The sequence below is a fragment of the Brucella oryzae genome, assembly GCF_041929965.1.
In the GTDB taxonomy this organism is placed as follows: Bacteria; Pseudomonadota; Alphaproteobacteria; order Rhizobiales; family Rhizobiaceae; genus Brucella; species Brucella oryzae.
The window spans coordinates 39,490-52,644 of record NZ_JBHEEO010000008.1; the positions used below are offsets into that span (position 1 = coordinate 39,490).

The following is a 13,155-nucleotide window of genomic DNA, read 5'->3' on the forward strand; positions in this document are numbered from 1 at the left end:
ATATGTTTTACGAACCGAGGGAGGGGCATTCGCTGCCCCATAATCCGTTCAAGGCAATTGTTGCACCACGCCCCATAGGCTGGATCGGGGCGCAGTCGAAGGAGGGCGCTGTTAACCTCGCGCCCTATTCATTCTTCAACGCGATCTGCGATACGCCACCTATGGTCATGTTTTCATCGAGCGGTGCGAAGGACAGCGTTTCGTTCATCGAGGAAACCGGCGAGTTCACCGCAAATCTGGTGAGCGATCATTTGAGAACCCAGATGAATACGTCATCCGTCAACGCACCTCGCGGGATCAGTGAGTTTGAATATGCCGGGCTCACCAGAGCGCCAAGCAGGCTTATCGCAGCGCCGCGTGTCAAGGAAGCCTATGCCGCTCTTGAATGTGTTGCGGTGGAAATCAAGCGACTGCAGGACAAGGAGGGCAGGCCGACCGACAATTACATGGTGATTGGCGAAGTCGTCGGCGTGCATATCGATGAACAGGTTCTGACCGACGGTCTCATCGATATTGCGAAAGCCAGACCGGTCAGCAGGCTCGGTTATATGGATTTTGCCACAACGGAAAGTGTCTACCAGATGTTCCGCCCGAAATGGGAAGACGAGAAATAGGCATCATTAGAGGCCTTTTTTCTTGGCTTCACCCCAGATTGCTTCCATTTCATCAAGGGTCGCGGCATCGAGATCGCTTCCGGTTTCAACGAGCGTCTTTTCGATGAAATGGAAACGCCGCCTGAACTTCTCATTGGCAGCGATGAGTGCAGTTTCTGCATCGATCTCAAGATGGCGACCGAGATTGACCATGGCAAACAGCAGGTCGCCATATTCCTCTTCGATATCCGCGCGTTCCTTCGCCGCCATGGCTTCCTTCAGCTCTGCAGTTTCCTCAGCGATCTTGTCGAGGATAGGTACAGCTTCCGACCAATCGAAGCCGACCTTTGCGGCTTTTTGCTGGAGTTTCAGCGCACGAAGCAGAGCGGGGAAGGCCTGTGGAATATCGTCCAGAAAGCCATTCTTCTCGGTTGTTTCCAGCCCGAGTTTTGAGCGTCGCTCGGCTCGTTCGGCCTTTTCTTCGGCCTTGATGCGATTCCACGAACCCTTGGCCATGCCTGCACTTCTGGCTTCAGCATCGCCAAAGACGTGAGGATGACGTCGTATCATCTTGTGCGTGATGGCTTCGACAACATCACCGAATGCAAAACTGCCTTGTTCTTCGGCCATGCGCGAATGGAACACCACCTGCAACAGCAGATCGCCAAGCTCCTCGCGCAGATCGTCCATATCGTTGCGCTCTATGGCATCAAGGACTTCATAGGTTTCCTCAAGCGTATAAGGCATGATGGATTCGAAACTCTGTTCCACATCCCACGGGCAGCCGGTTTTCGGATCGCGAAGCGCTGCCATAATTTCCAGAAGGCGATCAATATTGCGGGATGGCTTCATCTTTGCTCCATCAAACTTGGCTAATCCGTGGCTGTCAATTCGAGAGAATCGCGCCGGATGGCTTGAAGTCTGTTACTGATTTTGCATAGTCAGCCGGGGATCGCATATCGGGGCGGTATGTTCAACAAGCGGATACATAAACGATGACAATTCTTGTGACTGGCGGCGCTGGCTATATCGGCTCACATACTTGCGTTCAGCTCTTGGAAGCAGGCCACGACGTCGTTGTGGTCGACAATTTTGACAACAGCCACCCGGAAGCCCTGCATCGCATCGAACAGATTACAGGGCGCACGCCGCGCCGTGAAGCAGGTGATATTCGAGATCGTGCCTTTCTGGAACAGGTGATCAGGCATCACAAATGCACCGCCGTCATTCATTTTGCAGGTCTGAAAGCAGTTGGAGAATCGAGCGAAAAGCCGATGCTCTATTATGATTGCAATGTGGTGGGTACGCTCCGTCTGCTGCAGGCGATGGAAGCTACGGGCGTGAAGACTTTGGTTTTCAGCTCATCGGCCACAGTTTACGGCGATCCGCAAAAACTGCCGATCACCGAGGATCAGCCGCTATCGGCAACGAACCCCTATGGCCGTACCAAGTTGATCATCGAGGATATGCTTCGTGATATCTACAATGGCGACAATAGCTGGAAGATTGCCATCCTGCGTTACTTCAACCCGGTCGGCGCGCATGAGAGCGGCCTGATCGGCGAAGATCCAAAGGGCATTCCGAACAATCTGATGCCGATCATCGCGCAGGTCGCCACCGGTCGTCGCGAAAAGCTGAATGTCTGGGGTAATGACTATCCGACGCCCGACGGCACTGGAGTTCGCGACTATATCCATGTGGTAGACTTGGCTGCAGGCCATCTGAAGGCACTCAAGAAGCTCGACGAGCCGCAGTGTTTCTCAGTGAATTTGGGTACAGGGCAGGGCTATAGTGTTCTGGATGTGGTCAAAGCATTCGAACATGTCTCGAACCGCGAGATCAAATACGAGATTGCACCACGCCGTCCGGGCGACGTTGCGGAATGCTACGCTGACCCGAGTTTCGCACGGGATTTCCTGGGCTGGTCGGCAGAGAAGAACCTGCGCGAAATGTGCCAGGATATGTGGCATTGGCAATCCAAGAATCCGAACGGCTACGAGTGAACCAAATCGGGCCGAAATAGCTTTATGAATGAAGCGGGCGTCGCGTTCCGCGATGCCTGCAAGATTGGACGATATGATGCGTTTCCTGCCTGACAAATTCACAAGCATGCTGATCGTGACCATTTTGATTGCGTCGGTGCTTCCCGTGCACGGTGAATTTGCAGATTGGTTCGCACTGGCGACGAAATTCGCGGTCGGGCTTTTGTTCTTCCTGCATGGGGCCCGGCTGTCGCGTGAGGCTGTGGTTGCAGGCATAACGCATTGGAGACTCCATCTGGTAGTCCTTTCCTCGACGTTCATCCTGTTTCCGATCCTCGGCCTGGCCGCAGGCTGGTCCATTCCGGGATTGTCGCAATCAGCTTTCTACACAGGCATTCTCTTTCTTTGCGTTTTGCCTTCGACTGTCCAGTCGTCCATCGCCTTCACATCAATTGCAGGCGGCAATGTCTCAGCCGCAATCGTATCGGCGTCAGCATCGAACATTTTTGGCATGTTTCTCACACCGCTTCTGGTAGGCCTGTTGTTCGCTGTCAAAGGCGGCGGCGGAATATCGATCGACGCACTGGAATCCATCCTGTTGCAACTGCTCGCACCATTCGTTCTTGGACAGATTCTCCAGCCATGGATCGGCAATTTCATGCGCCGCCATAGCAAGGCACTCGGCTTTGTTGATCGCGGCTCGATCCTGATGGTGGTTTATCTGGCCTTCAGCGAAGCCGTGGTCGAAGGCCTATGGCGTACCGTTTCGTGGGATGATCTCGGCATGATGGTCGGCGTCAATATTATCCTGCTGGTCGCCATACTGCTCGCCACCTGGTACGGCAGTAAATGGCTCGGTTTCAACCGTCCGGACCGCATAACGATTATGTTCTGCGGGTCGAAAAAGAGCCTCGCCAGCGGTGCACCGATGGCAAGCGCGATTTTCGCTGGTGCAAATGTCGGCAGCATCGTTCTGCCCTTGATGCTTTTTCATCAGATTCAGCTTATGGCTTGCGCCGTGATTGCCCGAAAACTTGCTGATCACAAAGGGCATGAGGAGCGCGTCGCTGCTGCTGCGGAATAGGCAAGGTTTTCCGATCAGAGCGGAACCGCTTGCGAGGTTTACCGGATAAGCGTAGGAAACGGGCAGGGACATTCTTCCTGCCCTACGCTATCGAATGTTCTTTGAACTAAATTCTGATTTTACAAATAGTTACATGCCGAACCTAACGAGTGACACGGACAGAAGAAGGGCCTACCTTTATGGCTGAGAACGACAAGGCGGCTTTCGATCAGGAAGCGCTTGCAGAAGCCTATAACCGGGCGCTTGCGCTGGAAAAAGCCGGCGATTTCGACGCTGCTGCCAAGGCCTATGAAGATGTGCTGCGGATCGATCCCGAGGATCACGGCGGCGCTGCCGTGCGGCTTGCCAGCATGGGACGCGGCGCGGTTCCGCTCAAGGCTCCGGATGCCTATGTTTCTACACTTTTCGACCAGCATGCAGAAATGTTCGATACGATCCTCGTTGATCAGCTCGGTTACGACGTTCCATTGCAGCTGCGCGAAATGCTTCTTGAGATGAATGAAGCGTTTTTCGCAGAACGCATGCTCGATCTGGGGTGCGGTACGGGGCTGTCCGCCGATGCACTCGATGACATGGCTGAACATAAAACCGGCGTCGATATTTCCGAGAACATGATCGAAGTGGCCTACGAGAAAGGCGATTATCAGGCGCTATTCGTTGGTGAGGCCGTGCGTTTCCTTGAAACCACCGACGAACCGGATTGGGATCTGATCATTGCCACGGATGTTCTGCCTTATATGGGCGAACTCGACAAGTTCTTCGCAGGTGTAGCCGCACATCTGTCGTCGGGCGGACATTTCGGCTTTTCCAGCGAGACGCTCGACGATACGCGACTGGCCGGGCGCGCATTCATGGTTGGTGACTATCAGCGCTTTGCGCACGCACAATCCTATGTCCGAGCAATGCTCGACAATCACGGAATGGACTGCGTGCGTTGTGAAGATATTGTCGTGCGCAGCGAACAAGGATCGCCAGTTCCGGGACATCTCTATATCGCTCGACACCGCTAGTGTGGTGGATTTGAATCCGAAATTTGTACAAAATCTTGCTCCCGAGTGAGGCGATTTTCGGATTCGCCACACTAGTATCTTCGGCTGCCAATTCAGGGCACACATCGAGCCTTGAAGAAGTTCAGCTACGCATAAGTTTGGCATACTCAAAGCCGGACTGATATCGGATAGTTCCATAATCTATCTTATGCGATCAATATGTATCATCGAGCATCAGCCCTTTATATCCTGCTCTTCATGCCAACTGGACCGTGCACCAGCCCGCTTTGCATTGTTGATTTCAATCATTTCGAAGAATCGTACGGCGTGAGAAATACACTCCGTATCAGGGCAATCCGTCTTGGTATCTAAGACCAAAGCATGCGTGTGCTGACGGTTCATATGCGCTATTACCCGAGCGACGGCGTATTTCGCAAATGGTCGGTAGCAGTATCTTGCTTTCGAGACGGCGAGCGCCATTTCCGGCTCAAACCCGAATGGGACGGCCCGGATGGGAAGGAAGGTAGATTTAAAGATGCTGGAAGCACGTATTCGAAACACTTCGCTTCGGAACAAGATCATTACCGCGGAACAAGCCGCGAGTCTTATCCATGACGGCATGATCGTTGGCATGAGTGGATTTACCCGCGCCGGTGACGCCAAGGCTGTGCCAGTTGCCATGGCCGCCCGTGCTGCAACGGATCCCTTCAAGATCACGCTGATTACTGGTGCATCGCTCGGTCACGACGTCGACAAGCTTCTCACCGAAGCCCATGTGCTCTCAAGGCGAATGCCATTTCAGGTCGACAGAACTCTGCGTGCCGCCATCAATCGCGGCGAAGTGATGTTCATAGACCAGCATCTTTCCGAAACTGTCGAGCAGTTGCGCTCGAACCAGATAGGTCCGATTGATTACGCCGTAGTCGAGGCTCTTGCCATTACCGAAAGCGGAGGGATCATTCCCACGACATCGATCGGCAACTCGGCAAGTTTTGCCATTCTGGCTGAAAAGGTGATCGTTGAGGTAAATCTCAACCAGCCCATGGCCCTTGAAGGTCTGCACGACATCTATATCCCAACGAAGCGCCCTTCCCGCGATCCGATACCGGTCACGGCATGCGACAGCCACGTCGGCCTGCCCTACATTCCCATTCCGCCGGAAAAGATCGCAGGCATCGTCATCACGCAGGAAAATGATAGCGCATCGACCGTGGAACCGGCCGACGGCGAAACGATAGCCATTGCGGGCCATCTGATCGAATTTCTGATGCAGGAAGTGACTGCCGGACGTCTCGACCTGACACTCAACCCGCTTCAGGCCGGTATCGGCACCATTGCCAATGCCGTATTGAACGGTTTTGCCGATAGCCCGTTCCACAATCTGCGTATGTATAGCGAAGTACTGCAGGACAGCACTTTCGATCTCTTCGATGCCGGAAAGCTCGACTTTGCATCCGGATCATCGATCACGCTCAGCCCCGCCTGCGGAGAGCGTGTCTTTAATAATATCGACCGTTACCGGGACAAGCTCATTCTGCGCCCGCAGGAAATCAGCAACCACCCGGAAGTCATCCGCCGTCTCGGCATTATCGGCATCAATACCGCGCTGGAATTCGACATTTACGGCAATGTGAACTCCACGCATGTTGACGGCACACATATGATGAACGGGATCGGTGGTTCAGGCGACTTTGCCCGTAACGCCTTTATCTCAATCTTTGTCACCAAATCCGAAGCCAAGAACGGCGCCATATCGTCTGTCGTTCCGATGGTTACGCATGTTGACCACAACGAACACGACGTGGATATTCTTGTCACTGAACAAGGTCTCGCCGACCTGCGTGGCCTCGCCCCGCGCGAACGCGCACGTGTCATCATTGATAACTGCGCACATCCGGATTATCGCCCACAGCTCAACGATTATTTCGACCGTGCATGCGCGCGTGGCGGACACACGCCTCACCTGATCGAAGAGGCTTTCAGCTGGCATCATCGCCGCCGCGAGACGGGCAGCATGCGCAGTTGATTATCTGGAAGGTCCTGCGCTGCCTGGTGCCAGCTTGATTTAAGTTCTTGCTTATAAAGCGGAACCTTCTTTTCCTTGAGACGTTGACCAGCACATTGTTTTTGGATTGGAGACGATGTGCCGGTTGCAAGAGCCCTGCTCTTCCTTCCGGTTTGAACGGGCTCAATCGGGCGGCGCGGAGGAACGGTCGCCGGTTAAGCAACGCAACCCCAAGTTCCGGGAAGGATCAGACCGCCTATGTCCATCCTCATCAGCCTTCTGATAACAATTCTTGTTATCTTCCTCGTACTTTACCTCATCAACATGCTGCCTCTGGATGCCAAGGTCAAACAGATCGCTCAAGTTATCGTGATCATCATCGGCATCATTTCGCTTCTGAAATACTTGGCGGTCTTCTGATTCAAGCCATCAACAGCCACAATACCGGCCAAAATCCCGGAGTGTCAGGTCCCTCGCCGCTCCGGGATTCTTTATAATGCCTTGCTGAAGGCAATTCCTGATTTATATTAGATAGTTATGATTTATGTCTTCTTGAGGCGTTTCTTTTAAACATAGTTGTGCTTAATTACATTTTCTCGTAACATATAACCATCATGCTACCTATGATTGTGTCATTAATGGCACTCATAAACAAAAAATTGTAGGAGGCGCATGGTGATACCTTTCCCCTCTCAGGCGTTCCTTTTATAAGGCCCGCAAAATAGAGCCCGTTCATCTGGGGTTCAGGCGGGGTCGTTGATCATCCTCACTCAGGGTTGGGAGTGCGAGGGCATGAAGAAGACTGCTCTTTTGAAAGCAGCATTGATAACGCTGTCTGTCGTACTGTTCTCGGTAGGAGCGACATCGATAGCGGCTTATTCCGCTGGCGTAAGCCCGGGCGTCGTTGCACTTACTCTAAGCGCAGGCATCCCCATGGCTACGGCGTTCCCATCCCTTGCCTATATTTTTCATCAGCACAGCAAGCTGAGAGATGCATATCTCCAGCTCGAGAAAGCGCATGTCGAACTGCAGGCACGCTCGCGAATCGATCACATGACTGGTCTTCTCAATCGCGAGGCGCTTTTCGAGGCTATGAAGATCAGCCGCTCCCGTATTGAGACCGGGACATTGCTCGTCGTCGACGCAGATCACTTCAAGGCGATCAACGACACGTTCGGCCATGGCGTTGGCGATCGCGCCTTGAAACTGATCGCATTCGCGCTTCAAAATGTAACCCGAAAAGGTGACCTCGTCGGACGCATCGGTGGAGAGGAATTCTGCGTTTTTCTGCCGGGGGCCAGTGGAGAAACCGGTATGCGCGTTGCACAGCGCATACGCGCGGAAGTGGAAAACACGCCGTTTCACACCACCGAGTACCAAGTCTATCCGTTGACGATCAGTATCGGTGTTGCATCTGCACCGAAAAACGAGACGAACTCGCAAGTACTCAGCCGCGCAGACCGCTGCCTTTATATGGCCAAGCAGCGCGGACGCAATTGTGTGGTCTTCGATGAGGAAAGTGGGCGCCTGGCCAGCGCGTCTGTCGTCTCGATCGCAAGTGCTCGTGAAGTAGCGCGCGGATAGCGCCGACTTCATTTCCAGGGTTCGATGACCTCTTCGGACCATCCAACCGGCACAAATCCCATCTTCTGATAGAGCTGCAATGCGCGCGGGCTGTCGAGCGTATTGGTGTGGATCGTTACCTTTTCCGGCATATGCGCCCAGGCCGCGGAAATGGCTTCACTCAGGAAGAATTTGCCGAGCCCTCGTCCCTGAAAGTCATCGATAAGGCCGAAATAGACGATCTCGGCAGCTTCCGGCAAAGCCGAGAGGTCAAGTTCGACAAAACCTGCCGGGCAGCCCTCTGCATAGAGGATGTGAATTTCGGTCGTATCGGCATGAATCGCAGCCGCCACCTCAACATCCGTCTGAACACGCCGCATCATCCAGTGATGTTTGCGGCCAACCCGTTCATAGAGATAGCGGTAATAGTGGACGGGCATATCGCCTGCGCGCATGATTGCCAGGCGGATACCGGAAGGTACCGGCACAGCAACGGCCTGACGGGTCGACATTTCCAGATGCGTGATGCGGGCAGTCAGTTTTTCGGACATGCTTATTCGGCTTCACCGGTCACGACGGACGTATCCTGCCTACTACCCCATTCGCTCCAGGAACCATCGTAAAGACGGTTATCCGTGTGGCCGAGCGACGTCAATGCCAGCGTGATGACAGCGGCGGTGACGCCCGACCCGCAACTTGTCACCACCGGCCTGGAAAGATCGACACCGGCCTCATCAAAAATCCTGCGCAGGCTAGCAATATCCTTCAATTCACCGTTTTCAGATAAAGTGCCGACAGGCACGTTGCGCGCACCGGGCATATGGCCGGAGCGCATACCGGCACGCGGTTCCGCGTCACGTCCGGTGAAGCGTCCGGCTGCACGCGCATCGGCGATCTGCGAGCGGCGTTCATCCACGATTTCGCGCATCTCCACAAAATCGACCACTGCCTTCTCGTTGAAGGATGGCGTGAACAGCGTGGATGCAATCTTCGTCGGCTCATCAGTCACCGGATAACCGGCCTTTTTCCATCTGTCGAAGCCGCCATTGAGAACATAGACGTTCTTCACGCCCATAACCCGGAACATCCACCAGACGCGCGGCGCGGAAAACATGCCCGGCCCGTCATAGACAACGACTGTTTCATCGGCGGTGATGCCCATTGCACCGACATGCTGGGCGAAAAGCTCAGGCGAGGGCAGCGTGTGCGGCAGACCGGACTCCTTGTCGGCGATCTTGTCCTGATCGAAAAAAACAGCGCCCGGAATATGCGCGGCGTTGTATTCGCCCTCGCCGTCGCGCCCAGCGGTGGGAAGATACCAGGAAGCATCGACAATCGCGATGCCGGGCTTGCCAAGCCGTTCTTTCAACCAGTCCCGCGAAACAACGAAAGCGCTTTTTTCAACCATGGGTCACTCCTGCAGCATGCGCCTCCAAAGACGGAAACATGCGAAAAACGAAAACTAAGCTTCTGGCAAGGCACCGAACCGAATGCGGAAGCGGCGGTTCTCCTTGCCCTTCTTTTCGATCTTGCCGATGTGGATTTCACCCACTTCCTGTGTCTCGGAAACGTGCGTGCCGCCGCAAGGTTGCGAATCCACCACGCCGTTTTCACCAATCAGGACAAGGCGTATGCGGCCAAGGCCTACCGGCGGGCGCACATTCTTCGACTTTACGATATCAGGATTTGCAAGGAACTCTTCATCGCTAATCCAGCGAATGGCAACCGCGTCATTGGCGTTGACGCGCTCCATCAACTTTTCGGTCACGAATTCCTTGGTGTAGGTCGGGTCGGGAAGGTCAAAATCAACGCGGCTTTCATCCTCCCCCACGGCTGCGCCGGTGATCGGGAACGGGCAGACCACGGAAAGCAGGTGACAGGCCGTGTGCATACGCATCAGCTTGTAGCGACGCGGCCAGTCGACATGCAGGACCAGCTTTTCGCCGATTGTGGGAGCAGCCTGCCCTTCTGCCGGAACATGAATGATTTCGTTCTTGTTTTCGCCGGTGACAGTCGCCGCTATCTCGATGCGGGAACCGTCAGCGCGCTCAAAAAAACCGATATCCCCCGGCTGGCCGCCGGAGGTCGCATAAAAATTCGTCTGGTCGAGAATGATCCCGCCGGTGTCGGTCATGGCGAGCACCGTGCCCTCCGCCGTTGAAAGATAGGAATCTTCGCGGAAAAGCGCTTCGGTCTCGTATGCCATGATTATCCCTCGAACGGTATGTCTATCTCGGTCTTCTTCTCCAGCCATCCGGGTACGGGCAGGTTCTTGCCACGCAGAAAGGCAGGGTTGAACAGCTTGGACTGGTAACGATTACCATAGTCGCAAAGCACCGTCACAATTGTGTGGCCCGGCCCGAGATCTTTTGCAAGCCGGATTGCGCCTGCAATATTGATGCCTGAGGAACCACCAAGGCAAAGCCCCTCATTTTCCACGAGATCGAACACGATATCGAGCGCCTCCGCGTCAGAAAGGCGGTAGGAGAAATCGGGCGTGAAGCCCTCAAGATTGGCGGTGATGCGGCCCTGCCCTATGCCTTCGGTGATCGAGTCGCCCTCGGCTTTCAGTTCGCCTGTCGTATAGAAGGAATGGAGTGCGGCTCCATAGGGATCGGCAAGTGCGACCTTGATACCGGCATTGTGGTCCTTCAGGCCAAATGCTGTGCCGACAAGCGTTCCACCCGATCCGACAGCGGCGACAAACCCATCGACCTTGCCATCGGTATCGCGCCAGATTTCCTTTGCCGTTGTTTCGATATGGGCTTGCCGGTTGATCGGATTGTCGAACTGGTTAGCCCATACCGCACCATTAGGCTCGGTCTTTGCCAGTTGTTCGGCCAGGCGTCCGGACAGACGCACATAATTGTTCGGGTTTCGATAGGGTGCAGCTGGAACTTCGATCAGTTCCGCGCCAAGCAGACGCAGGGCGTCCTTCTTTTCCTGACTCTGCGTTTCGGGAATAACGATAACGGTGCGATAGCCAAGTGCTTTCGCGACCATAGTGAGTCCAATGCCGGTATTGCCAGCCGTGCCTTCAACGATGACACCGCCGGGTTTCAGAAGCCCGCGCTTTTCGGCATCACGAATAATATTGAGCGCTGCCCGATCCTTCACCGATTGGCCGGGATTGAGAAACTCAGCCTTGCCGTAAATTGCGCAGCCAGTCAGCTCGGACGCTTTCTTCAAATGGATCAATGGCGTATTGCCGATAGCGTCGAGCACCGATTGGAACATGGCTTACGTCCTTCCTGTTTCGCAGAGGAAGTTATGAGGAAGCGCCCTGCCCTTCAAGCAAGCATGGAATATTTTTCCTGTCCGATACGCAAATCGAAACCCGTTTTGCGGCTATAAATAGAAAAGCCGCCCGAAATGGGCGGCTTTTTGGAAAAATGTTTGAGGTGAGCAGCTTATGCTGCGCGCTGTCCGCCATTGCCATTGGCATTGCGACGCTTGCGGCGGAACGGACGCTTCGCTTTCGGAGCACCTTCACCGCTCGCGTGAGCGCTTCCGCGATGTTCCCCAGCCTTCGGCGCGGCGCGGCGCGGCTTCTGTGGCATTCCGCCTTTACGATGCCCGGTCTTCTGCGGACGCTCGCCCGGAGTAGCGGCTCGCGGAGCTGGAGCCGGCGCAAGCTCCACAGGTGCATCTTTGATCGGAAGCTTATTGCGCGTCACACGCTCGACCGCTTTCAGCTTGGATTCTTCCGCTGCCGGGTCGTAGAGCGTAATCGATGCGCCGCTGGCGCCATTACGGCCAGTGCGTCCGATACGATGCACATAGGTTTCGGGCTCATCTGGCAGATCGTAGTTCACGACGTGGCTGATACCCGGCACGTCGATGCCGCGTGCAGCAATGTCGGTTGCTATCAAAATCCGCAGCGATCCATCACGGAATCCGTTCAGCGCGCGCTGACGTGCATTCTGCGACTTGTTGCCGTGGATGGCGGCAACTTCATAGCCATCGCGTTCCAGATGACGGACGACTGCATCGGCACCGTGCTTCGTACGGGTGAAGACGATGACCGAACGCATGGCCTTGTCACCCAGCAGTGCCGAAAGAAGACGACGCTTCTCCTTGGTGTGCACGGGATGGACGACCTGCGTAATTTCTGCAGCCGTCGTTCCCTGCGGAGCAACTTCCACGCGAACCGGGTCACGCAGCAGGCTTCCAGCCAGCGATGCGATTTCCTTCGGCATTGTTGCCGAAAACAATGCGGTCTGACGATCGGAATGGGTCGCTTTTGCGATGCGCTTCACGTCGTTGATGAAGCCCATGTCCAGCATACGGTCAGCCTCGTCGAGAACGAGCCAGCGCGTCTGTGAAAGGTCTACCAAACCGTCACGCATCAGATCGGTCAGACGGCCGGGCGTGGCGATCAGAACGTCGATGCCCGGCGCGATACGCTTGATCTGCGACAGTTTGGAAACGCCGCCAAGAACAAGTGCCGTCGAGATATGCGCGTGTTTGGAAACATTGCGGATTGTCTGTTCGATCTGCACGGCAAGTTCACGCGTCGGCGCCAGGATCAAAGCGCGTGCCGTCTTCGGACGGCGCTTGTCGCCGAGGCCGATGATTTTCTGCAGGATAGGCAGGCTGAAAGCCGCAGTCTTGCCGGAGCCCGTCTGCGCAATACCAAGAATATCGCGACCTTCAAGCTGGTGTGGAATCGCCTGCAACTGGATAGGCTTCGGCTCGGTCATGCCAGCGGCTTCGACGCCCTTGAGCAAAATGCCGGTAACGCCGAGAGCGGCAAAGCCGCCCGTAATTTCTTTTGTCAATTCAATCTCTTTCGGCGGCACCATGATGTCATGGTCCGCATCCAAATGCCGGTCAAGCGCAACTTGCCGAACTCTATCTGTTCAATGATAACGACGGGACGCCGAAGTTTGTAAACTCCTGGCGACTTGCGCTGCCGTGCCCGAACATTTTCTCGGGT

General features: G+C 54.9%; 13 protein-coding genes. 7 read left to right on the forward strand and 6 right to left on the reverse strand.

Annotated elements, in window-relative coordinates:
* Positions 1-2 precede the first annotated feature (2 nt).
* Complete coding sequence (locus JNC70_RS10540; RefSeq protein WP_104756255.1) at positions 3-614, forward strand: flavin reductase family protein; 612 nt, start codon at positions 3-5, stop codon at positions 612-614.
* Positions 615-620: 6 nt separating this feature from the next.
* Here JNC70_RS10540 and mazG read toward each other — a convergent pair whose 3' ends face one another.
* Positions 621-1,445 (reverse strand): nucleoside triphosphate pyrophosphohydrolase, encoded by an 825-nt coding sequence (mazG, locus tag JNC70_RS10545; RefSeq protein WP_104756256.1) that lies wholly within the window; start codon positions 1,443-1,445, stop codon positions 621-623.
* A gap of 143 nt (positions 1,446-1,588) precedes the next feature.
* On the opposite strand from mazG, the gene galE reads away from it, so the two are divergent.
* The 6 genes from galE to JNC70_RS10575 all read left to right on the forward strand — a co-directional run bounded on the left by galE (position 1,589) and on the right by JNC70_RS10575 (position 8,237).
* Entirely contained in the window at positions 1,589-2,596 is a 1,008-nt protein-coding gene (gene galE / locus JNC70_RS10550) for a UDP-glucose 4-epimerase GalE (protein ID WP_104756257.1), read from the forward strand.
* Positions 2,597-2,672: 76 nt separating this feature from the next.
* Positions 2,673-3,659 carry a bile acid:sodium symporter family protein gene (locus JNC70_RS10555; protein ID WP_104756419.1) on the forward strand — a complete coding sequence of 329 codons (987 nt, stop codon included), beginning with the start codon at positions 2,673-2,675 and terminating at the stop codon, positions 3,657-3,659.
* A 179-nt stretch (positions 3,660-3,838) separates the two neighbouring features.
* Positions 3,839-4,669, forward strand: coding sequence for a class I SAM-dependent methyltransferase (locus tag JNC70_RS10560; protein ID WP_104756258.1), 831 nt, complete (start codon positions 3,839-3,841; stop codon positions 4,667-4,669).
* A gap of 514 nt (positions 4,670-5,183) precedes the next feature.
* Positions 5,184-6,674 (forward strand): succinyl-CoA:acetate CoA-transferase ScpC, encoded by a 1,491-nt coding sequence (gene scpC, locus JNC70_RS10565; protein WP_104756260.1) that lies wholly within the window; start codon positions 5,184-5,186, stop codon positions 6,672-6,674.
* A 237-nt stretch (positions 6,675-6,911) separates the two neighbouring features.
* Positions 6,912-7,073, forward strand: a complete 162-nt coding sequence (locus tag JNC70_RS10570; protein ID WP_010660091.1) for a Thivi_2564 family membrane protein — start codon at positions 6,912-6,914, stop codon at positions 7,071-7,073.
* A gap of 372 nt (positions 7,074-7,445) precedes the next feature.
* Entirely contained in the window at positions 7,446-8,237 is a 792-nt protein-coding gene (locus tag JNC70_RS10575; protein ID WP_104756261.1) for a GGDEF domain-containing protein, read from the forward strand.
* 8 nt (positions 8,238-8,245) lie between these two features.
* Here the strand turns inward: JNC70_RS10575 and JNC70_RS10580 are convergent, their stop codons facing one another.
* The 5 genes from JNC70_RS10580 to JNC70_RS10600 form a co-directional block, all read right to left on the reverse strand.
* The gene (locus tag JNC70_RS10580; RefSeq protein ID WP_104756262.1) at positions 8,246-8,767 is read right to left on the reverse strand and encodes a GNAT family N-acetyltransferase; all 522 of its coding nucleotides are present in this window, start codon (positions 8,765-8,767) and stop codon (positions 8,246-8,248) included.
* Positions 8,768-8,769: 2 nt separating this feature from the next.
* Positions 8,770-9,624: a 3-mercaptopyruvate sulfurtransferase gene (gene sseA, locus JNC70_RS10585; RefSeq protein ID WP_104756263.1), complete on the reverse strand. Its 855-nt coding sequence runs from the start codon at positions 9,622-9,624 to the stop codon at positions 8,770-8,772.
* 54 nt (positions 9,625-9,678) lie between these two features.
* Positions 9,679-10,422 (reverse strand): alanyl-tRNA editing protein, encoded by a 744-nt coding sequence (locus JNC70_RS10590; RefSeq protein WP_104756264.1) that lies wholly within the window; start codon positions 10,420-10,422, stop codon positions 9,679-9,681.
* A 2-nt stretch (positions 10,423-10,424) separates the two neighbouring features.
* Positions 10,425-11,453 (reverse strand): cysteine synthase A, encoded by a 1,029-nt coding sequence (locus tag JNC70_RS10595; protein WP_104756265.1) that lies wholly within the window; start codon positions 11,451-11,453, stop codon positions 10,425-10,427.
* Between the two features lie 173 nt (positions 11,454-11,626).
* Positions 11,627-13,021, reverse strand: a complete 1,395-nt coding sequence (locus JNC70_RS10600; protein WP_208623468.1) for a DEAD/DEAH box helicase — start codon at positions 13,019-13,021, stop codon at positions 11,627-11,629.
* Positions 13,022-13,155: the final 134 nt, after the last annotated feature.